Source organism: Streptosporangium sp. NPDC048886, assembly GCF_055586905.1.
Window position 1 is genome coordinate 1 of the sequence record NZ_JBVJHH010000081.1, and the last position, 20,569, is coordinate 20,569.

Genomic DNA, 20,569 nt, shown 5'->3' on the forward strand with positions numbered 1-20,569 from the left:
GGTTCGATGCGTGCCCAGGCGTCATCGGTGAGCTCGTGGCGGCGGATCATGTGCTCTATCGAGCCACATCATCGTGGTTTCGTCTGGAAAACCGGCCAACGGCCGGGGAGTGTGAGGGGCCGGTAGGCCCCTCACCTGGGGTTCGGGGCACAGCCCCAAAAGCCACAGCCCGAGCGTGATGCGCGCGCAGCGCGAAGATCCAGCGAGGCCCGCACTCAACGTTCAGTGATCCACAAACAGAACCTAGGGTCGGTCGGCGTGGTTGATCCAGTGACGGATCGGGTGGCGGAGCACGACGCGCGGTACGGCGGGGAGGGCGCGGGTCCGGCGGAGTGGGCGCGGGTGCGCGACCGTCTGGCGCGTGCCGGGGTCGCCTGGTTCACGACGACGCGGCGGGCATGGACGCACGGGCACGGCACGAGGTTCACCGCAAAGGATGGGCTTGATCTTGGAGCCGAGGCCCGGCTCACGCCCGCCCGCCTTCGACGCGGCGGTCTACAAGGGGCGCAACGTGGTGGAGCGGTGCTCTGCCAAGCTCAAGCAGTGGCGAGCTGTCGCCACCCGCTACGACTGTGAGGATGAAGGGGGGCCGCCTCGGGTGGTGGTCTGACCCGTCGCGCCGGCCTGCCCGCTCACCCCCGCCGCCGGACGAAACCTGCCACCAGCACGGCCAGGACCACGCCGAACGCGACGACGATCGGCCAGACACTCCCGGTGAGCCAGTACGCACCGATGCTGCAGAGCACGACGAGAACGCCCCACACCCAGCCCACAGCGGTGGACCGCTCGGCACTCCGGCTGGATGACCGCCTGACCGCAGTGGCAGCGTAGCGCTCCCGCAGCGCGACGTTCGGCCATCCGTCGCCAACACCTGACAGTATCCAGACCGGATCCGTGTGCTTCCACCGCTGAAAATCCGAGATCAGTCCGTCCACTCGCCCGCCAGCCGCTGTGGAACGACCGACGTCGAGGCGCTCCAAGTCGGCCAGGGTCTCCTCGAACAGCAGGCGGATGCCGCCTGCACCGCCATCGGCCAACGCCTCGGTCCGCAGCAGCACGTAGGGGCCGAACCGGGCGTCGATGAGCGCAACGAACTCATCGTAGAGGGGCGAGAACCGCGCGCCGAGCCGACTGGTCAGTCCCTGCCGCCGGGCGTGCAGTCGCGACAGCGCCGTCCGCTGGTCGACCACCAGGTACGGGTAGGTGGCCTCGCCCCACTCGCTCAGCAACTCCGCGTGCTCATCGGTACCGGCGTCCTCGGTGTCGGCGATCCTCGCATCCACGAGGTCTCCGGGGCTGAACATCGCCCACCACAGCAGCGGCGGCCAGTTCTTGGCCTCCAGTTCCATCGCCCCGTCGAAGAAACCGACCCATTCACCCGCCGACCCGTCCGGCATACGGGGCTGCCGGGCGCTGTCCAGATAGAGGCGCAGACTCATTTCGGTTCCCCACCTTCACTTGCGGATGCGCCGACCATGGGCCACCGGTGGCCGCCGCAGCACCCTCGCCCACCGTCACGGCTCCCTCCCTGTCGCCCTCGGCCGTCTCCCGCGCCACATCCAGCATGATCGACGCATAGGTCCCGGCGTCCGCACTCCGATGAAATCCGTAGGCCCCTGTCCCGGTCATCTGCGCGCGGTCTTGTAGACGGCGCCGCGGCGCTCGTACTCCAGGACGCGCTCGACATCGAGTGAGACGTCGATGCCGTAGCCTCGCTGGATGAGCCAGAGGGCCAGTTCCAGGCCGCTGGTGACCCCGGCTGAGGTGACCAGGTCGTCGTCGTCCACCACGCGGGCATCGATGACCTTGCCGCCCTGCTCCGCCAGCCTGTCCCTGCTCATCCGGTGGGTCGTGCAGGGCCGCCCTCTGACCAGTCCCGCGGCTCCGAGCAGGAGAGCGCCCACACAGACCGACGCCATGACCAGGCGCGGGCGGCGGGCGGCCCGCAGCGCGGCGGGGATCACGCCCCGCCTGATCTCCATGGCCACGCCCGGCCGGGTGTGGTCGCGCACGTCACCGCCCGGAACGATGATCACATCCGCACTGTCGGGTGCCCAGGGGGCGCCTACCTCGATCCTGGTGCCGCAACTGGCGACGACCGTCCTCGGCCCGTCGCAGGTGACCAGCGTCGTCTCGATGGGGGCGCCGAATTTGCTCGCGATGTCGAGCACCTCCAGCGGGGCCGCGAAGTCGAGTTCCTCGACACCGTCGAAGAGGACGATGTGCACCCGCCGCAGGGGCGACGGCGCGGACGCCCGGGCGACGGCCGCGTCTTCGGGGAGGAGTGCTCCGGTGGTGACCACGGCGGCACTTCGGAGAAGGGTTCTGCGTTCCATGGGCCACGAGTCTGCATTCGGGGCTCCAGCCCGGCCAGTGGCGTAAGTGCCGTCGTGCGCTAGGTTCTGGCCATGCACACCATCGCCGTGCTGGCGTTCCCCGGTGTCGTGGCGTTCGATCTGAGCGTGCCCTGCCAGGTGTTCTCCACCGCGTACGCGCCTGACGGGGCGCCGCTCTACCAGGTCAAGGTGTGCGGACCCGACGACGTGACCGCCACGGCCGTCGGTACCGCGTACTTCCGACTTCGCCCCGGACACCCTCTCGATGACGCCGCGCTCGCCGACACCGTCGTGGTGCCCGGTCTGGCTAATGACGCGCCTCCGGTGGCGCCCGAGGTGCTGGCGGTCCTCCGTACGGCCGCGGAGCGCGGTGCCCGCATCCTGTCCATCTGCACCGGCGCGTTCGTGCTGGCCGCCGCCGGACTGCTCGACGGGCGCCGGGCCACCACGCACTGGCGCGCGGCCGAGGAGCTCTCACGCTCCTACCAGCGGGTCGAGGTGGACGCGAGGGTCCTGTACGTCGACACCGGGCAGATCCTCACCTCCGCCGGCGCCGCCGCCGGGCTTGACCTGTGCATGCATGTGGTGCTCACCGACCACGGGCCCGCGGTCGCGGCGGACGTCGCCCGCAGCGTCGTCATGGCTCCCAAGCGTGAAGGCGGGCAGGCCCAGTTCATCCGTCGCCCACTTCCCGCCCACGACGACGCCGACCTGCGGCCGACCCTACGATGGATGCGCGAGAACCTGCGTTCGCCGCTGACGCTCGCCGACATCGCTCGCCACGCGAACACGAGCGTCCGCAGCCTCAACCGCCGTTTCCGGGCCCAGACCGGCACCACACCCCTGCAGTGGCTGCTCCACGCCCGCGTGGATCAGGCGCGCGAACTGCTGGAGACCACCAACCTGCCGGTGGACCGGCTGGCCGAGCGCTGCGGCTTCGGCTCGCCCGCGACCTTCCGCCACCGGTTCGCCCAGCATGTGGGGATCAGTCCCAGCGCCTACCGGGCCGCGTTCCGCCTACCCGCGCCCCCGTTCTCCCGGTTCGGCCCACCACAGCCGGCGGATGATGGGTGCCCGTGAGAACTCTCTCATGAGCCCCAAACGGCGTTGATCTTGTTCGGAATCGGCCGGTTGATGAACGTGATCGGCTCGCGGTGCGCCGGGGACTGCAAAGGCACTGATCAGGTACGAGAAGGATGGCGAGAACACCGAGGCGCCCGACAACTCGTAGGGGCCGTTTGCCGTACAGCCCACCAGGGGCTGAGCCCGCAGTTCTGTCAGGACTGCGGGCGTTGTGCGCTGAGCGGATCAGTGCGGCAGGTGGTCGGCGTTCACGCCGCCGTCCGCTCTCTGGGCGGCGGAAACGGGCCGCGTCCGCGGTCACGTCCACGGGAAGGCGGCGAAAGCCAGCAGGTCTTCGCGAACGGCGTCCAGGTGCTCGCACGCGGTCGGATACTGGGCCTCCAGCGCCTCGATCACCCAAGCGTGCTGGGCCCGGACCGCCTCAGCGGGCCGTCTTCGCGCGCTTTCTGCGTCAGCGCATCCAGCCAGACGAAGACGTACGGCCCGGCATCCAACGCTCTGGTGCCGAACGCCTCCACCTGGGTGTCCAGGACCTTGGCCATCACGCTGACCTGACTTTGGGGATGTGCTTGATGCCGAGCCGTTCGACCATTTTGTCCACCCGTTGTGTGGAGACGCCGAGCAGGTGGTCACCTTCCACACAGGATTCACATGACTGAGATTGACGCGGAGACTGCCTGTGTCGCCTCGGGCAGAGCCGGCGAACTCGACGAGGTGGTGCGGCAGTTCGGGGGTGATCCCGGCTGCCGCTGAAGCACGCCCACGTCTGGCCACCCGAACGAAACCGCCGGCGGCAGCCACCGATTACCTCAGGGGATGGTACGGCTGAGATGGTTGGTGGCCTGTCCCTGTGCTGTGGCAGGGGCATGGGGCGGCCGGGCGGCGCCAGAGCGTTCGCCGAGCAGAGTGATCGCGGCAGGCAGCAACACACCCCGGACCAGGGTGGCGTCGATCAGGATGGCGACCGAGAGCCCGACGCCCATCATCTTGTACTCGATCGCTGACAGGACCAGAAAGACGCTGAACGCAGCGGTCATGATCATGGCGGCGCTGGTCACGACGCCGGAGCTGGCACCGATCCCGGTGACGACGGCTTGGCGCACCGTGGCGCCGGCGGTTTGGTGTTCCCGGATCCTGCTGAGAACGAAGATGTGGTAGTCCATGCTCAGGCCGAACAGAATCACGAACATGAACAGCGGCAACCAGCCGATCACGCCGCCGTAGGGCGTGAAGCCGAGCACCATACTCAGGTGGCCGTCCTGGAACACCCAGGTCAGCACGCCGTACGAGGCGCCGAGCGACAGCAGGTTGAGCAGGATCGACACCAGGGATATCGCCAGGGATCGGAACGAGACCGCCAACAGTACGAGCGCGAGCGCGAGCACGAATCCGATCACCAGCGGCGACCGTTCGGTGATCTGCTTGGTGAAGTCGTAGGCGAACGCGGTCTTGCCCGCCACCGCGTAGTCCAGGCCCTCCAGCGAGCCGAGCGCCTTCGGCGCCTTTTCGGCACGCAGCTCCTCCAGGGACCGGTTGGCCACCTCGCCTGTGCCGAAGTCGGCCAGCGGGACGCGAGCAACCATGATCCGGTCGACGCGCACGGTGGAGATCGGATCCAGCTCATTCACCGCCGTACGCACGCCGGGGGCGTCCAGTGCACCGGGCCGCTTCTCCCAGATGACCACCCACGCGGGCAGCGGGCTGCCGGGGAACGTCTCCTGCATGCGGATCGCGGCGTCCACGACGGGGACCTCTCGAGGCAGGCTGTCGGTGACCGCCGCGTCCTGGAGCCGCATCCCGAATGCCGGCAGGGTCAGCGAGACCAGGACGAGAGCGGCCAGTCCGCCCCACAGCCGCGGCCGCCGTACGACTGCACGCGCTACGGTGGTCCAGAAACGGGACCCACCGGCCGCGGTACGGCGGCGGCCGAGCCACGGAATGCGGGCCTTGTCGACGCGGTGGCCGAGCAGGGCCAGAAGAGCAGGCAGTACCGTGACCGAGCCGATCATGGCGAGACCGACGACCAGGATCGTTCCGGCGGTAAGGCCCCGGAAGTTGTCCAGTCCGGTGAACAGCAGGCCGGTCAGGCACAGCATCACGGTGAGTCCGGAGACGACCACCACGTGCCCGGAGGTCCGCGCGGTAATTTTGAGTGCTTCGGTCACGGTATATCCGGCGGACCGTTCCTCGCGTTCTCGGCGCAGGTAGAACAGCGAGTAGTCGATGCCGACGGCGATGCCGATCAGCAGCACGACGGAGGAGGCGGCGCTGTTGACAGGGACCCAGTGCCCGACCACCTGGAGCACGCCGAACGCGGCAGCCACGGTGGTGATCGCCAGTAGCAGCGGAATCCCCACGGCGATCAGCGAGCCGAACACCACCAGCAGGATCACCACGGTGAGCGGCAACGAGATGATCTCGGCCCGCTTCATGTCGTCCTTGATGCCGTCGTTCACCGCAGCCGACAGGCTCGCCTCTCCGGCCTGCGCCAACCGTACGCCAGGATGCTTGGCCGCCACTTCCTTGACCACCTGCTCGATGGCGGCGTAGTGGTCGTGGAACTGCTCGGCGGGCCCGGCGATCTGTATGTTGACCAGGCCGGACCGCCCGTCCTCTGAGATCAGGTCGGCCCCGTTGCGTTCCAGAGGAGAACGCAGCTCGGCGACCGCGCCCGGCGTCTGCCGCAGCTTGGCGGTCAGCTCCTTGATGGCTCCCTTGACCTGGGAGTTCTCGGTGAGAGGTAAGCCCTCCTTGAGCGGCTGAACCAGGACGTTCTCCTGCAGCGGGACATAGCCGGTCTGAGCGTCGAGGACCCGGTCGGCGCGGCCGGACTCGCCCGGATCGGTACTGTTCGCCGAGTCCAAGCCCAGGACGGTGCCGGCGAGCACCGAAACGATCACCAGGGCGAACCATCCAATGATCGCGGCTGTGCGATGGCGGACCGACCAGCCGACGATCCGTTCCACTAAGGGGCCGTGCGATTTGCTTTCAGGCAGCATGAACTGCTGTCCTTTCCCTGAAGGAGCGTTCCTTGAGCGGGTGCGTACTTCTTCGTTCACCTGGGTCGCCGAGTTGCAGCTCGGCGGCCCAGGGCATGGTCCCAGAGCTATTCGACCGTCTTGAGGACCTTTTCGATCGCGGCAAGCCGTTCGTCGATCTCGCCGAGGTGCCGCTCGATCCTCTGCTGCGCGTCCGCGCCGCTCGAGGCCAGCTTGCGGTATTCGTCCTCACGGGCAAGCACCGCGCGGGCCCGGACCGTCGCGCCGATCTGCACGATGATCACTGTGATCACCGTGGTGACGAAGGCGAAGATGCCGAGAGCACCGACCACCTCAGCCAAGCTGTGCCCGTCCATCATTCCGATCCCTCCGCATCGGCGCCGGGCACGGTCAGCGTGCCCACCGCGGCCTGGATTGTCTGTGGAGTCAGTTCGATGACGAACGGATTCACCTCGTAGAACTTCATCGCCTTGCCGTCCTCCGAAAGCTCCAGTCGGCTCGTCACCAGCCCTGCCGCCTCCAGCTTGCGCAGGTGGACCTGCAGGAGGGGCCTGCTGATGCCCAGCTCGCGGGCGAGCCGACTCACATAGTCACGGCCTGCCGACAGCGCCGCGAGGACGCGCAGCCGGTGCGGGTTGGCCAACGTGGCCATCACCGTCAACAGCTCGTCCCCGGTCGGCGCCGGGGTGCTCATGGCGCATCCCGATACATGCAAACAAAACTTAGCAGGTGCCTAGTGTGATTTACCAACATCAAGAGCGCTCAGAACGCGGAAGCCCGGCCTCCCGCAGATCAAGGAGGCCGGGTTTCCACATGTCAACGGCTGCTTGAGGAGCTCGCGGGCCGTCCCCGTGCCGGGGAAGGTCCGGGTCCGCGGGCCTGTCGGCCGCCAACCGAAAGAAGGGCAGCGACGACGGTGTGCGCCCGTGGACCGAGACCACCGGTGTCGTCGGACAGTCTTCGCCTGTCGTTCTCCTTCGTGGAGGCCCGGGTCTGCGGGACCATCTCCGTCCCGTCGCCCGCCTGCTCGACGACAGCACCGTCGCCCACCGCTTCGATCAGCGTGGATGCGGCCGATCCGGCCCCTCCGACGATCAGCGTATGGAGCGCCCCGGTCGTGATCGACGGTCGCAACGCCTTGAACCCGGCTCGCTGGTCTGGGGCGGGGTGGACCTACGGGGCGCTGGGGCGGCCCCTCCGAACGGCAGAAAGGGGCGCCGAAAGGGACACAGTGACCGAGGTGACATTCAGTGGCGACGATAATTCGGTCGACGACGCGGGACGGCCGCTGTCAGCATGGTCTTGATGTCCCGAGCGTAGCAACACCTTGATCACTGGCAGGGGATGGACCCCGGAGCCGTAGCCCCGGCGTAGAGACCATCCCCTGTCGATGCTGTCTGTCGTCAGCAGCGCCTTGGCTTGCCACGCGCTGCTCATCTGGACGACAGGAGTTCCGGCAACGGAACCACCTGTGATCGATGTGCGGCGTCGATGACGCCGGGAAGAGGACTCTTCACATGGAACTCCACGAGTATGCGCGGTATGACGCCGTCGGACTCCGGGATCTGATCAGGACGGGCGAGGTCACCGCCGACGAGGTCGAGGCCGCCGCGCGAAAGGCACTGGCGATGGCGGACACCGAGGTGAACGGTCTGGCGTTGCCGGTGTTCACCCCGGCGCTCGAGCACGCCGAGGACGGGCCTTTCGCCGGGGTGCCGTTCTTGATCAAGGATCATGGACCGGTGGCCAAGGGAGTCCCGTTCTTCCTTGGAAGCCGTGCCCTGCCGGGCGTCGTCGCCCGGCACGACAGCGATCTGATGGCCCGCTTCCGGGCCGCCGGACTGGTCACGCTGGGCCTGACCACCGTGCCGGAGATGGCGATCAGCTTCTCCACCGAATCGGTCAAACACGGCCCGACCCGCAACCCGTGGGATCTGGAGCGAGGTGTGGGCGGGTCGAGCGGCGGCGCCGCCGCTCTGGTCGCCGCCGGCGCCGTGCCGGTCGCCCACGGCGGCGACGGAGCCGGGTCCATCCGGATTCCGGCCTCCTGCTGCGGGCTGGTCGGGCTCAAGCCCAGCCGGGGCCGGGTCCCGTGCGGGCCCGATCTGGGAGAGGCGATGCTCGGGATGGCCTACGAGTTCGGGTTGACGCGCACCGTCCGCGACGCCGCCCACCTCCTGGACGCGGTCCAAGGGCCTGGTGTCGGTGACAAGTACACCGCGCCACCTTCACGCGGCCGGTACGCCGACGAGTTGAAGGCCGTCCCCGGCCGACTGCGGGTGGCGGTGACCACCAAGGCCTGGTCGGGCGCGGCGGTGGATGGTCAGGTGGCTGCGGCGGCGATCCGGACCGGCCGGGTGCTGGAGCAGATGGGGCACATCATCGCCGATGCCGGCCCGGTCCTCGATTGGGAGGCCGTTCTGCAAAGTACGGTGGCCGAAGCGGTCACGATCGCCTCTTTGCTGCTCATGGCCCCCAGACAACCCGACCCGGCCAAGCTGGAAGCCGTCACCAGGCAGCTTTTGCATGTGGCCAGGGAGTACAGCGCGCTGGATCTGCTGGCCGCCTTCGGCGCGCAGAACCGGGTGACCCGATCGGTGGGTGCGTTCTTCACCGACTACGACCTGCTCATCACTCCGACGCTGGGCCGGCTTCCGGCGCCGCACGGCACCCTGCGCTACGACGACCCGGCCCACACCCTGATGAGCTGGCTACAGTCGATTTTCGACTACGGCCCGTTCACCATGGTTTTCAACATCTCCGGTCAGCCCGCGATCAGCCTGCCGCTGGGCCGCAGCGACAGTGGGCTGCCGATCGGAGTGCAGATCGTCGCCCCCTACGGTCGTGAAGATCTGCTGTTTCAGGTCGCCGCCCAACTGGAACAGGCCATGCCCTGGAAACATCAGATCCCCCGGTTCTTCATCGGGAAGCGCTGACGGTCTTCACTGGGAGGCACTGACGGAGCCGGCTTCGCAGGCCCGCGCTCAAACACCGCGGCCCGCCTCTGCGCGTGCGTGCCGCAGAGGCGGGCCCACTTCCCGTCGGGACGGGAGCTGTTCAAGGGGGTTGTTCAGGAGGTGACGTAGAGCTTCTGATCGTAGACACCTGAGCCGGCGGTGGTCTCACCGAGGATCTGGAAGGTGGCGCTGAAAGTGGCCGAGCTGGGGCACAGGAAGCTGCCGCCGGTCTTGACGAGGTTGTAGTTGGTGGCCTTCGCCTGAGCCTGGGCGATCGAAGTGATCGGGCGGTTGGCGTTGTCGGGGTTGAAGCCGTCCATGACGATGCTGTTTCCGGTGCCGGAGCCTCGGTAGGTGCAGGTGATGGTGCCGAACCAGCCGGTGGTCGCCGCCGAGACGTTGACGTTCTTGATGGTGATGGTGCCATCGCGCCCGCCGCTCACCGGGCCGTAGGTGACGTTGCCGTCGTTCCACGGCAGCGAGACCGGGGTCACGGTTGAGGTGCCGCCGGCGCTGTTCGGGCATGCCGGGCCGGGGTTGTTGCTGAAGTTGAAGGCCGAGACGTTCAGGGCGGTGCCGTTCGACTGGACGGTGCCATCGATGTTGCCGGTGTTGCAGGTGCCGGTGCCGAGTGACGTCGAGACCGTGACGGGTGCGATCAGTGTCGCGCGAACCTTGCCTGAGTAAGCAGCGCCGGCCGCGTTGTCCCGGTGAATCGTGGTGGTGGCCGCCCATGCGGGGACCGAGGCGAGAGTGAATGCGACGGTGGTTACGGCTACGACGGCGGCGGCGAGGTTTCGGGTACGTTTCATCGGCCACTCCCATGTAATTTGCCGGACACCGTGAGAGTAGATATCCGCATATTCTCCGTCAATGTCCACGAGTCATACAATCTGTCAAAATGCGGTTTTCCATTGAAAGTCCACGGAAAATCTGTTGAGATAAGCGCTTCGCTCACAGGAATGTAAATCGGCCGACCCGGCGGGATTTCGCGAGGCCGAAATTCCGTACACGACGCCTTGCTGAAGATCATTCTTGTAGTTCGTTGCATAGCCGTCGACAGGCCGGAGGTCGTATGTTAAGTCGCAAAGCACGGATTCGCGGCCCCGTCGAGCCGTACCGTGGCAGATTTACGTCGATCCCATCGGGTGCGGCGTTTCATCGCGCATGATCGGGTCGGTCGCGACAGAGAATGCGGATGCCGCCGTAAGCATCTTCCGGCCAACCGGTAAGCAGCACGGATGGGAGGATCCCTTTGGGCGCATGCGAATATCGATCGCCGCAGGCGAATTCTCCGGCACAAGACGAAAGAGACCAAGCGGTTAAGTTGACACCGGCCCCGGCGATGCGAGCCCACTCGCTCGACGGAGCAGGACAATAAGCCACCGCGGCGGGCGCGGTGGTCGTGCGGGGCTGAATCGGCGGCCAGGCCTGATGTCAGGGCCGAATTCACCCGACCGGTCAGCCCGCTCTGTCAGCCTCAACGGAGCGCAGCCGGCCAAACCGGTGACGGCGGCAGAGATCATTGACAGACGCGATTCCGGGCTCGACGCGCCGACCGGTCCACCGGATGAAGAACGCGAGCCCTGCGCCGGATGTCAGACCGGCCCCCAGTATTTGACGAGGAGCTTCTCTGGCTGCCGCATTACCGGTTCCTGTCCGCGATCGGCCCGCGCTCCACACTGCGCCGCTCCGGCTACCAGCCAGACGACGTTGCCGGCTTCACCCCGTGCATCGCCGGAAACGTCGACAACGATCCCCGCCCGCAGCTCACAACCGGCCTCATCGTCGGCATCTACCGCCACTGCCTCTAGATGATCGATCCCAGGGGTCAGTGGTCGTATGCGGTGAGTGCCCGCATGACCGCCCGGTCGGTGTGATCGTTGTGCCAGATGGCGGCGGTGAGCGCGAGGATGCGCTGCAGGACGCGGACGACTGCCCCGCCTGGAGTGCGGCCACGATGGCGTTCGAGATCGAGCCGGCCCTTGAAGGTTTCGTTGACCGACTCGATGACCTGCCGTAGCGGCTTGAACAGCTGGGTTCCGGCCCGCTCGTCCTCATCTTCGCGGGCCGGCCGTAGCAGCCGGATGTCCAGTTCGGCGAGCTGTGGTGAATCCTTCAGTAGATCGTCGGTCTGGACGTGAAGTGCGGTCGCGGGGGAGTCCGGCTCTGTCTTCACCCGCCGACGTTGGCCTCCCTCGTCGCATGCGCGCAGACGATGTCCTGAAATCGATCACCTATGTGGTCGTGCGTCTGCGGGCCGGTTCCCTGGCCTCCTCGTTCAGCGCGTCAGCGACCAGCAGTCGCGGCAGCAGGTCCGGTTCGAGTGTCATCGCGCGGAAGACGAGCGCGACGGTCACGTCGTGGTCGGGCCGGTGCGCGATCTCGATGGGGTCGGAGGCCCGGATGTCTCCCGGCTCGATCACGCGTAGATAGGCGCCCGGTACCGCGGCCTGGGTAAACCGTTTGATCCAGCCCTCTCGCTCCAGCCGGCCCTGAAACGTCGCGCATGGGATCCGCGCGCACGACACCTCCAGGACCACGTCTGGCCCGATGCGCCAACGTTCACCGATCAGGGCGCCGTTGACGTCGAGGCCGAGGGTCGTGAGGTTCTCCCCGAACACGCCGTTGGCAAGCGGCCTGCCCAGCTCGGCCTCCCAGCCGTCGAGATCCTCGCGGGCATAGGCGTAGACGGCCTGGTCGGAACCGCCGTGGTGCTTCACGTCGTAGACGCGGTCGCCCGGGCGGTGGACACGTTCCGACGGCTCGATGCCCGTCCAGGAACTCCTGCGGAGGTGGTCAGGGTCCGTACCGGTCTTCGACCTCGGACTCGGGTTCGTCTTCGAGCGCCGCCTCGAACTCCTCCGGCACCGGTGCGCGCAGAGCAGGACAGCTGAGGCGCAGCAGTGCACTCACCCGACCCCTGCCCCTGCTCGACGCGATACCGCCGATCCGCGGTCCGCGCGGCGGGCCTAGGCACCGGCCCAGGAGGCTGTACGCCGACCGCTGCGGATGCTCATCCGGGTGGGCCAGTCCTGTGCTGTCCGGGTCATCGCGGCGGACTTCGACCATTCACCCGCGTACGTGGTCAGCGAGTTCATCGCCGGCCGCTGTACGTGGCGCCGGAGGTCTGGCGGAACGACACCGCCACCCCCGCCGTGGAGGTGTGGGCGTGGGGCGCGATCGTCCTGTCCGCGGCGACGGGCAGTGACGGCTTCGGCGGAGGGAACATCTACGCCGTCCGCCATCGGGTCATCAACGCTGATCCGTCGTTCGAGGCGCTCACGGAGCCTCTGCGCTCGCGGTGCCGGACGCCTCCAGGCTCAGATGCGGGTGCGGCGCTCCCTGGCTGCGGCCAGGCGTTGGTCGATCTTGTCGGCGGGGGAGAGGTTGAGGGTGCCGGGGTGGGCGTGTTCGCGATGCGCGCCGCGTGCTGCCGGGCTGAGGCCCGGTACGGGTGATTTCACGGGCGAGAAGTGGCTCCACCTCCGGTGGGTTCTGGCCCCACTTGTCGATCTGGGGTGTCGGTAAGAGTCGTGCAACCAGGGACACGCGATTGGGTCCGCCCAGATCAGCGGAGCCCTATTGATTGGTGGGGAGATGGCTGAGGGCGTCTTCGAGGTCGGCGTGGGTGGGGAGGGTGTACCGCCGGGTGGTGTCGAGCCGGGCATGGCCGAGGATCTCGGCGACGCCCACGATGTCGACGCCGGTGCGGAGCGGGTCGGTGGCGAGGGTGTGCCGGAGGACGCGGGCGGTCAGGGCGAGGTCGCCTGTCTCATCGCATCGCCCAGGTCCGCGATATCAGAAGTAGGCCTGGGCTGTACTTCTGATATCGAGCAGTATCGGCGGCCAAGGTCGCAGGGGCCGCCGCCCGCGCGGCGGCGGTGTGGCAGGCTCGACACTGTCGATCAGGACCGGCGAAGCCAAGCGGATGTTTGAAACGAGTGTTTGCAGCGCTGATAAGATCGCCCACATGGGGGTTCCTGAGGATTTGCTGGCCGCAGCCAAGCAGTGCCTGGCCGAGCGCGGGTACGCGCGCACAACGGTCCGTGACATCGTCGCCGTCTCCGGCAGCAACATCGCCGCGATCAACTATCACTTCCGCTCCAAGGACGCCCTGCTCACCCAGGCGATGATCGAGACGACCGCGGAAGCGGCCGGGGAGATCCTGAAGGCGCTCCCCGACGACTCGCGAGAGTGGTTCTCGACATTTTGGGAGAAAGTGATCGAGTCCTTCCGCGACAATCCGACGGTGTGGCAGGCCAATGTCGACACGCTGGCGCAGGCGGCCCATCTTCCCGAGGTGCGCGCCCAGCTCGCGGAGGGTCAGGCGCTTGCCCAGAGCGAGTTGGGCAAGCGGCTTCCGCGTCAGGACGAGCCCGGAGCGCAGGTGTTGCTGACCCTGCTCATCGGCCTGCTGGTGCGCTGGCGCATCGACCCCGACAACGCCCCGACGGCCCACGACCTCGCCCTCGGCATCCGCTCCGTCGCCGAGGCGGCCACGGCCTGAGACCTCGTCCGGCCCGTCGCCGCACCCGGCCGTGATTATCGCATCGCATGCTGGCCGCTGCGCCGTTCCGGCTCGCCCGCACGCCGTACCGACCGCAGCAGGATCGGGGCCGTCAACGCCATCAGGCACAGGCCCGCGGCCGCGGCGATCATGGCGTAGTGCTGGCCCTGGGTGAAGGCCTCGCGGGCCGCGGCGGCCAGGGTGGGGCCCGCCGGTTCCGGCAGATGCCGCGCCGCCTCCAGAGCGGCGCCCAGCGTGTCGAGCGCAGATGCCGGGGCGCCCGTATCGGTGAGGTGTCCCCGGTAGACGGCGGTGCCGATGCTGCCCAGCAGGGCGATGCCGAGTGCGCCGCCGAACTCGGTGGCCACCTGCGACAGCCCAGCCACAGATCCTGCCCGCTCAGGCGGCGCGGTGGCGATGATCAGGTCGGAGGAGACCGTCAGGACGAGGGTGACGCCACCGGCCATCAGCATGATCCCGACGATCAGAGGTGCGGCCCGTCCGGTGGTGTCCAGCGTGGACAGCAGCGCGAATCCGCCGGCTCCGACGAGGAGCCCGGCGCAGACCAGCAGGCCGGGACGGATCTTCCGTACCAGTGCGGGGGTCAGTGCCGCGGTGAGCATGGCCATGCCCGCCGAGGGCAGGGCGTACAGGCCGGCGACGAAGGGCCGGGCGCCCATCACCATCTGGAGGTACTGGGTGGTGAAGAGGCTGGAGCCGACCATGGCGAAGACGCCGAGGGTGTTGGCGCCGATGGCGGTGGTGAATGCGCGGCTGGCGAACAGCCGTACGTCCAGCATCGGATCGGCCAACGCGCGCTGGCGGCGGACGAAGGCGATTCCCAGCGACAGACCGGCCGCGATGGCGAGCACCGGCAGCAGGCCGACGCCGTCCTGGGCGATGTGCTGCACGCCGTAAATGGTCGGCAGGATCGCCCCCAGGGACAACACCACGCTGAGCACGTCGAACCGGCCCGGCTGCGGGTCGCGCGATTCCGGCAGCAGCAGCGGGGCCAGAACCAGCAGCACCGCCATCACCGGCAGGTTGACCAGGAAGACGGAACCCCACCAGAAGTGCTCGAGCAGCGCGCCGCCCATGAGCGGTCCCAGCATGGCGCCACCGGCGAAGGCCGCGGTCCAGATGGAGATGGCGACGCGGCGCTGCCCGTCGTCGTGGAACATGTTGCGGATCAGCGACAACGTCGAGGGCATCAGCGTGGCGCCGCCGACACCGAGCAGGGCTCGGGTGGCCACGAGCATGTCGGCGTCGGCGGAGAAGGCGGCGACCGCGGAGGCGGCGCCGAACGCGATCGCTCCGGCCATCAACAGTAGCCGCCGTCCGATCATGTCACCCAGCGTGCCCATTGGCAGCAGGAGCCCGGCCAGCATGAACGGGTAGATGTCGATGATCCACAGCAGTTGGGAACTGCTCGGTGCCAGGCTGGCGCTGATGAACGGCAGCGCGTAGGACAAGACGTGCAGGTCAACGGAGATCAGCAGGACCGGCAGGATGAGCACGGCCAGTCCGATCCATTGTTTGCGTCCGGCCTTCATGAGCGGCCTTCCTTTCTGAGGGGAGCGCCCGCATGGTGCAGGTGTCGCACGGCCTCGACGTGCGAGGCCACGAAACCGACTTCGTGGTACGGCAGGCCGAGTTGCCGGCAGGAGTCCCGCACGATCGGCTGCGCCAGGCGCAGGTTGGGGGTGGGCATGTTGGGGAATAGGTGGTGTTCGATCTGGTAGTTGAGCCCGCCCATCGCGATGTCGATCAGCCGGCCGCCGCGCACGTTGCGGGTGGTGAGCACCTGCTTGCGCAGGAAGTCGAGCCTGGTCTCCCCGGTCAGCGTCGGCATGCCCTTGTGACCGGGCGCGAAGACGCAGCCCATGTAGAGGCCGAACAGTCCTTGGTGGATGGCGAAGAAGGCCAGCGCCTTGCCCGGTGACAGAACCCAGGCGAGCGCGCCCAGATAGAGGACGAAGTGGAGGAACAGGAGCGTGCCCTCCATGACGCGGTGTTTCATCCAGGGCTGCTGCAGCGCGCGTACGCCGCCGAGGTGCAGGTTGAGTCCCTCCAGCAGGAGCAGCGGATAGAACAGGAACGCCTGCCGACCGCCGATGAGCCGGGCCGGACCGTCGCTGTTGCGTGCCTGTTCCTGTGACCACACCAGGACGTCGGGCACGACGTCAGGATCGAGGTCCTCGTGGTTGGGATTGGCGTGGTGGCGGGTGTGCTTGTTCATCCACCAGCCGTAGCCGAGGCCGATCCCGAGGTTGCCCGCGAGCCGTCCGAGTATTTCGCTCGGCCGCCGGAGGCGGAAGATCTGCCGATGCGCCAGGTCGTGCAGCACGAGGGCGACCTGGGCGAAGACGATTGCGAAGTAGGCGGCCAGCGGCACCTGGAGCCAGGAGTCGCCCAGCCGGAAGAACGCCGCCACGCCTGCGAGGTAGAGACCCGCGACAACACTGAGCCGTATCAGGTAGTAGCGCGGGCGGCGGTTGAGCAGGCCGGCCTGCATGACTCGTCTGGACAGACGGCTGAAGTCGCTCGCGGCCGGGGCCGTTGCGGTTGCTTGCGTCATGCCGCCGACCATACACATGTTTTAATCATCTGTGCAAAACAGTTGTTTGTAACATTTGTTTGGATAGGGTGGCGGAATGGGAGAGCGAGCCAAGCTGATCGACCGCGCTAAGCGCCGCCTGCAGGAACGCGGCTACGCGCACACCACGGCGCGCGACATCACCAGGACCTCGGGCGCCAATCTGGCCTCCATCGGCTATCACTTCGGCACGAAGGACGCCCTGCTGTTCGAGGCCATGCTCGAGGCGACCACGGACTGGGCCGGCAGGCTGCGCCAGGCGCTGGCCGACGGCGTGCCGCGCGAGGGGTTCGAGACCCGGTGGCAGCGCGCGATCGAGCTGCTCGACCTGCACCGCCCGGTCTTCGTGGCCAATATCGAGGTCTTCGCCCAGGCCGAGCGCCTGCCGCGGTTGCGGCAAGCGCCGGCCGACGCGCAGGAGACCGCCCGCATGGAGCCTTCCGACTGGCTCGGCGACGCCACCTCGCCCCAGGCGGCGCGGCGGACGGTCGGTGCTTTCTACCTGACCCTGCTGATCGGACTGATCATGCAACACCTCATCGACCCGGAACGCGCGCCCGCCGCGGAAACGCTGACCGAGGCGCTGCACGCCATCCAGGCGTGCGACGCGGAATGACCAGGATGCCCGCGCTCACCCTGAAACAGGCTCTGGTGATCGTGGACGCCGTGAACGGGCTGTACTTCGCCGGCCGTCCGGCCAAGGCGCAACTCCTGGCGCAGGAGGTGGCGCAGGACATCGCGCTGGGCGCGCCCGAGGTGTGGGCGGCCGGCGGGCACGCGCAGCGGTGCGGCGCCGCCGACCCGGAGTTCTTCGACCACATGGACTCGGCCTCCGTCGCCCGGGACATCGAGACCGTCCGCGCCGCCCCGGGCGAGCGACGGCTGAGCTTCCTCGCCAACTACGGCGGAACGCCCGCGGTGGCCTGCGCACGCCTGTTCCCCACCCGCATCCGCGCCATGGTCATGGACGGCACCGCCGGCCACGTCGAGGACACCGCCGACGACGAGCCCCACATGTATGCGCGGGCTGAGCGGCAGATGGAGCGATTCGCCGCCTGGTGCCGTTCGGCCACGGCCTGTGCCCTGCACAACCAGGACGCCGGCCAGATGTGGCGCAGGCTGGTGACCGCCGCGGACCGCTCACCGGTACCGGCGAAAAACGATCCATCCGGGGCCGCCTACACCGGGTTCGACCTGAAGGTCGCCGCCGCCCCCCAGTTTCACCTCGCCCGGCCAGGAACCCGACGTCCCGCGCTGGGCCCAACTGGCCGACGCGATCAAGAAGGCCGCCGGCGGCGACGCCTCCGGGTTTGCCGACTACGTCAGACAGGCCTCGGGCAGCCCCGAAGTCCCCTCGCTCGCCAGGCAGAACATGACCTACTGCCTGGACGGCGCAGGGTACGGAAGCTACACCGCCTACCGTAGGCGCTGCGGAGAGCGGAAGCGCTGTCGCCGAACTTCGCGGGGCAGCGGTCATGGTGGCCGCTCGCCTGCGTCGGCTGGCCTGAGCCCGTCACCAACCCGCCGGCGCCATTGCCCGCCCGTGGGCTGGTGCCGTTTCTGGGGGTCGGGAGCTGGACGGACTACGACGAGGTCGCGAGCATCATCCGCCACCTGCCGGGATCGTCGAGCGTCCGGTACGAGGGGCACGGCCACATGCTCTACGTCTACGGTAAGAGCGGCTGCATCACTGCCCACGTCAACCGCTACCTGACGAGCCTGAGACTCCCGCTGCCGGGCACCATCTGCCAGGCCCTCGGCGCAAGAGCCGGCGCGACATGAGGAGGCGCTACGCGCCGCCGGCTACCGGGTCGAGCTCGATCCCGACGACGATCAGGCGCTGCGGGTCTGGCTGATCGCACGACCTTGTGCGGTCATCCGGTTGGGGTTGATGTCAGCGGGGACGGCGGCGCTGGATGGGGTCGGCCTCGGCCTCGGCCTGCGCCGGAGGTCTGGCTCCCGATAATCTTCCTCTCAAGAGTCGCGTCATGCCGATCACGCTCGGGAGCAGCATATGGTGGGGGTCAGGCTCGTTCTCGCTCTGTTGACAGTGCCCGTGCTCAGCCTGGCGGCCTGCTCGAGCGGAGGCGAGGACGACGCCTCCACCCGAGCGAGCGGGGAAAGCGGCGCACGATCGCAACGTCCGTCACCTGCGTTGCCCTCCTTCAAAGGAAAGACGCTCGACGCCGTCAGCGGCGAGCTGGGGCGCTCCTGGCCCACCTACACCACCGCTTACAGGGCCCTGCCGGACGGTCATCTGTTCGACGGTGAGTCCTACTCCGGTACCTGGATCGTCTGCACGCAGGTCGAGGACTCCCAGGCGAAGAAGGTGGAGTTCGGTTTCCTGCCCCCGCAGGTGCCCTGCCCGCCCGACGGCCGCGTCACCACCTGGCCCGTCGTGCCGGACTTCGTCGGCAAGACCGGCAATGAGGCGGAACAGGCCGCCTTGCAGCTCGGCTTCCCGGTCGTCAGCAGCCAGCCTCTCGTGACCGAGGGATACGACGACAGTTCGCACCTCGAACGCACCGTCTGCACCCAGGACCCGCCCGCCGGCCAGAGCATGCGCCAGCACTACGGCACGACGCTGAGCCTGCGAGTCGCCGACAGCAAGGGGTCGTGCACCCCGTAGTCGCCTCTCGCGCACCCGCATGCCACCCGGCCGCCGTGTCAGCCCGGTCCCGGGATTGAGGACCAGCGGAACAGCCGTTGGCGGTGAGCCGCTCCGTCGCAGGTCGCGAAAGGTCGTGCAGGGCGACGGGGTGGCATTCCCCGGTCGGCCCTCTCGGCCCTCTCGGCCCTCTACTCGAGGCGGCGTCACCAGGGGAAAAGTAGCCGAGAAAGGCCAGGTCAACCCCTTCGACGAACGTCCGCCTTCTCGGGTAGGCCGATGAACGGGTCCGATGCCGTCTGGTCAGCCGCTTGAGAGCCTGTCAGTCACGTCAGGCAAGTAGTCTGCCCGCGTCGGCTCGGGTGGTCATGGTTGGGCAGTAGGTCCGTCCCGGTCTGCCGCTGCCGCTGAGGGGATGGTCCGGCATGGCGCGGGTGACGGAGTTGGTCGACGGTGAGCAGGAGGCCGGGCGCGGACTGACGTGGCCCGGTGCCGTCCTGACCCGGTTCGGGGTCGTACTGCAGCAGCCCACCGGCGACGCCGACGCCATCGTGGCCTCGTTGCTGACGACGGTGAAGTGGACGGTCGAACGGGCGGGTCGGCTGGGGCGCGAGACGCACCGGACCCCGATCAGTGACGCCCAGCGGCTGGCTGGTCAGCGTGTCATCGAGTGGCGGTGCCAGCCGGGCCGGTGGATTTGTCCCCTGGTCATCCGCCGCAAACGCATATGCAGCCGCCACCGGGCGTGTCCGCCGGGGTGGTCCGGACTCACCGGGGCGCCGGTGGTTTCCGCGGTGACCGTCTCGACCTGGTCCCAGCTGACCGTACGGCGGAAGCCGCCGGCCGTGACGATGCCGTGTGGACCGATGCGCAGGGACCAGGGTGCCCTCCTCGGGAGCGCCCGCCGGTGGCACCTGCTCTTGGTCGCGTTACCCAGCGCACTCTCGCACGGGAGACGGCGGGGTCGTGATCGGGGGTCGTGTGGCGGTGAGGGTGGTCGCGGCGGAGGCACCGGGGCGGCGATCATGGACTGGAGTCGGCCGTCCGTGGACCTCTTCCGCGGTCTGGGGGCGCCGGTCGGGTTCGCGTTCCAGGAGTTCGGCGACCAGGTCCGCCGGCGCGGGCGGCAGGTCCGGGCGGGCGTCGCCGCGCTCGGTGAGGAACTGCTCGGGCGCGCCGTACGGTGGGCGGGCCGGGGGAACCCACCGTGACCAATTACGACAGGGCGCCCCGGTCCGGCCCAACCCGGCACCCGTGCTTCCGCGAGGACCTCGGCAAGCCGGGCCGGCGCTGTCGCCGAGCTCGTGCCGTACCCGGGATGGACGCTCTAGGCGATGCATCCGCTCGGTGCCCTCCCTTGAGCCGTTCATGCTGGGCGGGGCAGTCGGGGTAGTCGGGGTGCGGGACAGAGTGATCAGAATTGGACGTTGGTCATCGTGTACCACGTCGGAGCGAATACCAGCAGGGCCAGTGCGCCGAG

Annotated in this window: 21 protein-coding genes and 2 pseudogenes; 10 read left to right on the top strand and 13 right to left on the bottom strand. The window is 68.3% G+C overall.

Features of this window, described 5'->3' with window-relative positions; translation table 11 throughout:
* The first annotated feature begins 442 nt into the window (after positions 1-442).
* The gene (locus tag ACZ6R6_RS47905) at positions 443-610 is read left to right on the top strand and encodes a hypothetical protein (RefSeq protein WP_470104044.1); all 168 of its coding nucleotides are present in this window, start codon (positions 443-445) and stop codon (positions 608-610) included.
* Between the two features lie 22 nt (positions 611-632).
* On the opposite strand, the gene ACZ6R6_RS47910 is transcribed toward ACZ6R6_RS47905, so the two are convergent.
* Positions 633-1,439, bottom strand: coding sequence for a hypothetical protein (locus ACZ6R6_RS47910; RefSeq protein WP_470104045.1), 807 nt, complete (start codon positions 1,437-1,439; stop codon positions 633-635).
* Between the two features lie 186 nt (positions 1,440-1,625).
* Entirely contained in the window at positions 1,626-2,336 is a 711-nt protein-coding gene (locus ACZ6R6_RS47915; RefSeq protein ID WP_470104047.1) for a DJ-1/PfpI family protein, read from the bottom strand.
* A gap of 72 nt (positions 2,337-2,408) precedes the next feature.
* Between ACZ6R6_RS47915 and ACZ6R6_RS47920 the strand changes: the two genes are divergently transcribed.
* Entirely contained in the window at positions 2,409-3,416 is a 1,008-nt protein-coding gene (locus tag ACZ6R6_RS47920; protein ID WP_470104049.1) for a GlxA family transcriptional regulator, read from the top strand.
* A 431-nt stretch (positions 3,417-3,847) separates the two neighbouring features.
* Here the strand turns inward: ACZ6R6_RS47920 and ACZ6R6_RS47925 are convergent.
* The 4 genes and pseudogenes from ACZ6R6_RS47925 to ACZ6R6_RS47940 form a co-directional block, all read right to left on the bottom strand.
* Positions 3,848-4,050 (bottom strand): annotated as a pseudogene (locus ACZ6R6_RS47925) (transposase); the annotation flags it as partial.
* A 178-nt stretch (positions 4,051-4,228) separates the two neighbouring features.
* Positions 4,229-6,418, bottom strand: a complete 2,190-nt coding sequence (locus tag ACZ6R6_RS47930) for an MMPL family transporter (RefSeq protein ID WP_470104051.1) — start codon at positions 6,416-6,418, stop codon at positions 4,229-4,231.
* 107 nt (positions 6,419-6,525) lie between these two features.
* Positions 6,526-6,759 carry a hypothetical protein gene (locus ACZ6R6_RS47935; RefSeq protein ID WP_470104052.1) on the bottom strand — a complete coding sequence of 78 codons (234 nt, stop codon included), beginning with the start codon at positions 6,757-6,759 and terminating at the stop codon, positions 6,526-6,528.
* Between the two features lie 14 nt (positions 6,760-6,773).
* Positions 6,774-7,112, bottom strand: a complete 339-nt coding sequence (locus tag ACZ6R6_RS47940) for an ArsR/SmtB family transcription factor (protein WP_470104053.1) — start codon at positions 7,110-7,112, stop codon at positions 6,774-6,776.
* Between the two features lie 823 nt (positions 7,113-7,935).
* Between ACZ6R6_RS47940 and ACZ6R6_RS47945 the strand changes: the two genes are divergently transcribed.
* The gene (locus ACZ6R6_RS47945; protein WP_470104055.1) at positions 7,936-9,354 is read left to right on the top strand and encodes an amidase; all 1,419 of its coding nucleotides are present in this window, start codon (positions 7,936-7,938) and stop codon (positions 9,352-9,354) included.
* Between the two features lie 134 nt (positions 9,355-9,488).
* On the opposite strand, the gene ACZ6R6_RS47950 is transcribed toward ACZ6R6_RS47945, so the two are convergent.
* Positions 9,489-10,256 (bottom strand): hypothetical protein, encoded by a 768-nt coding sequence (locus tag ACZ6R6_RS47950; RefSeq protein ID WP_470104057.1) that lies wholly within the window; start codon positions 10,254-10,256, stop codon positions 9,489-9,491.
* Between the two features lie 714 nt (positions 10,257-10,970).
* On the opposite strand from ACZ6R6_RS47950, the gene ACZ6R6_RS47955 reads away from it, so the two are divergent.
* Positions 10,971-11,189 carry a hypothetical protein gene (locus ACZ6R6_RS47955; RefSeq protein ID WP_470104059.1) on the top strand — a complete coding sequence of 73 codons (219 nt, stop codon included), beginning with the start codon at positions 10,971-10,973 and terminating at the stop codon, positions 11,187-11,189.
* A 17-nt stretch (positions 11,190-11,206) separates the two neighbouring features.
* Here ACZ6R6_RS47955 and ACZ6R6_RS47960 read toward each other — a convergent pair.
* The 4 genes and pseudogenes from ACZ6R6_RS47960 to ACZ6R6_RS47975 all read right to left on the bottom strand — a co-directional run.
* Positions 11,207-11,479 (bottom strand): annotated as a pseudogene (locus ACZ6R6_RS47960) (IS982 family transposase); the annotation flags it as partial.
* 133 nt (positions 11,480-11,612) lie between these two features.
* Positions 11,613-12,098: an MOSC domain-containing protein gene (locus tag ACZ6R6_RS47965; protein ID WP_470104060.1), complete on the bottom strand. Its 486-nt coding sequence runs from the start codon at positions 12,096-12,098 to the stop codon at positions 11,613-11,615.
* Positions 12,099-12,698: 600 nt separating this feature from the next.
* The gene (locus ACZ6R6_RS47970) at positions 12,699-12,842 is read right to left on the bottom strand and encodes a hypothetical protein (RefSeq protein ID WP_470104062.1); all 144 of its coding nucleotides are present in this window, start codon (positions 12,840-12,842) and stop codon (positions 12,699-12,701) included.
* A gap of 115 nt (positions 12,843-12,957) precedes the next feature.
* On the bottom strand, positions 12,958-13,134 hold the full coding sequence (locus tag ACZ6R6_RS47975; protein ID WP_470104075.1) for a tyrosine-type recombinase/integrase: 177 nt from the start codon (positions 13,132-13,134) through the stop codon (positions 12,958-12,960).
* 214 nt (positions 13,135-13,348) lie between these two features.
* On the opposite strand from ACZ6R6_RS47975, the gene ACZ6R6_RS47980 reads away from it, so the two are divergent.
* Positions 13,349-13,885 (top strand): TetR/AcrR family transcriptional regulator, encoded by a 537-nt coding sequence (locus ACZ6R6_RS47980; RefSeq protein WP_470104063.1) that lies wholly within the window; start codon positions 13,349-13,351, stop codon positions 13,883-13,885.
* A 35-nt stretch (positions 13,886-13,920) separates the two neighbouring features.
* On the opposite strand, the gene ACZ6R6_RS47985 is transcribed toward ACZ6R6_RS47980, so the two are convergent.
* Together ACZ6R6_RS47985 and ACZ6R6_RS47990 are read right to left on the bottom strand one after the other, a co-directional pair.
* Positions 13,921-15,438: an MFS transporter gene (locus ACZ6R6_RS47985; protein WP_470104064.1), complete on the bottom strand. Its 1,518-nt coding sequence runs from the start codon at positions 15,436-15,438 to the stop codon at positions 13,921-13,923.
* Positions 15,435-16,463 (bottom strand): fatty acid desaturase family protein, encoded by a 1,029-nt coding sequence (locus ACZ6R6_RS47990; protein ID WP_470104065.1) that lies wholly within the window; start codon positions 16,461-16,463, stop codon positions 15,435-15,437. The genes ACZ6R6_RS47985 and ACZ6R6_RS47990 overlap by 4 nt, the downstream gene beginning before the upstream one ends.
* 76 nt (positions 16,464-16,539) lie before the next feature.
* On the opposite strand from ACZ6R6_RS47990, the gene ACZ6R6_RS47995 reads away from it, so the two are divergent.
* The 5 genes from ACZ6R6_RS47995 (at position 16,540) to ACZ6R6_RS48015 (ending at position 20,300) form a co-directional block, all read left to right on the top strand.
* Positions 16,540-17,097, top strand: coding sequence for a TetR/AcrR family transcriptional regulator (locus tag ACZ6R6_RS47995; RefSeq protein ID WP_470104067.1), 558 nt, complete (start codon positions 16,540-16,542; stop codon positions 17,095-17,097).
* Positions 17,082-17,906 carry an alpha/beta hydrolase family protein gene (locus tag ACZ6R6_RS48000; RefSeq protein WP_470104069.1) on the top strand — a complete coding sequence of 275 codons (825 nt, stop codon included), beginning with the start codon at positions 17,082-17,084 and terminating at the stop codon, positions 17,904-17,906. Before ACZ6R6_RS47995 ends, ACZ6R6_RS48000 begins: the two co-directional genes overlap by 16 nt.
* Positions 17,907-17,927: 21 nt before the next feature.
* Complete coding sequence (locus ACZ6R6_RS48005; RefSeq protein ID WP_470104077.1) at positions 17,928-18,263, top strand: alpha/beta hydrolase; 336 nt, start codon at positions 17,928-17,930, stop codon at positions 18,261-18,263.
* A 373-nt stretch (positions 18,264-18,636) separates the two neighbouring features.
* Positions 18,637-19,110 (top strand): PASTA domain-containing protein, encoded by a 474-nt coding sequence (locus ACZ6R6_RS48010; protein WP_470104071.1) that lies wholly within the window; start codon positions 18,637-18,639, stop codon positions 19,108-19,110.
* A gap of 1,004 nt (positions 19,111-20,114) precedes the next feature.
* A complete protein-coding gene (locus ACZ6R6_RS48015) occupies positions 20,115-20,300 on the top strand; it encodes a hypothetical protein (protein ID WP_470104073.1) in 186 nt (61 codons plus the stop codon).
* Positions 20,301-20,569: the final 269 nt, after the last annotated feature.

Coding starts and splice junctions, on each gene's coding strand:
- ACZ6R6_RS47985 (WP_470104064.1), bottom strand. CDS start 15,438: ATGAAGGCCGGACGCAAACAATGGATCGGACTGGCCGTGCTCATCCTG.
- ACZ6R6_RS47910 (WP_470104045.1), bottom strand. CDS start 1,439: ATGAGTCTGCGCCTCTATCTGGACAGCGCCCGGCAGCCCCGTATGCCG.
- ACZ6R6_RS47940 (WP_470104053.1), bottom strand. CDS start 7,112: ATGAGCACCCCGGCGCCGACCGGGGACGAGCTGTTGACGGTGATGGCC.
- ACZ6R6_RS47955 (WP_470104059.1), top strand. CDS start 10,971: ATGTCAGACCGGCCCCCAGTATTTGACGAGGAGCTTCTCTGGCTGCCG.
- ACZ6R6_RS48015 (WP_470104073.1), top strand. CDS start 20,115: ATGGACTGGAGTCGGCCGTCCGTGGACCTCTTCCGCGGTCTGGGGGCG.
- ACZ6R6_RS47915 (WP_470104047.1), bottom strand. CDS start 2,336: ATGGAACGCAGAACCCTTCTCCGAAGTGCCGCCGTGGTCACCACCGGA.
- ACZ6R6_RS47930 (WP_470104051.1), bottom strand. CDS start 6,418: ATGCTGCCTGAAAGCAAATCGCACGGCCCCTTAGTGGAACGGATCGTC.
- ACZ6R6_RS47980 (WP_470104063.1), top strand. CDS start 13,349: ATGGGGGTTCCTGAGGATTTGCTGGCCGCAGCCAAGCAGTGCCTGGCC.
- ACZ6R6_RS47945 (WP_470104055.1), top strand. CDS start 7,936: ATGGAACTCCACGAGTATGCGCGGTATGACGCCGTCGGACTCCGGGAT.
- ACZ6R6_RS47920 (WP_470104049.1), top strand. CDS start 2,409: ATGCACACCATCGCCGTGCTGGCGTTCCCCGGTGTCGTGGCGTTCGAT.
- ACZ6R6_RS47995 (WP_470104067.1), top strand. CDS start 16,540: ATGGGAGAGCGAGCCAAGCTGATCGACCGCGCTAAGCGCCGCCTGCAG.
- ACZ6R6_RS47990 (WP_470104065.1), bottom strand. CDS start 16,463: ATGACGCAAGCAACCGCAACGGCCCCGGCCGCGAGCGACTTCAGCCGT.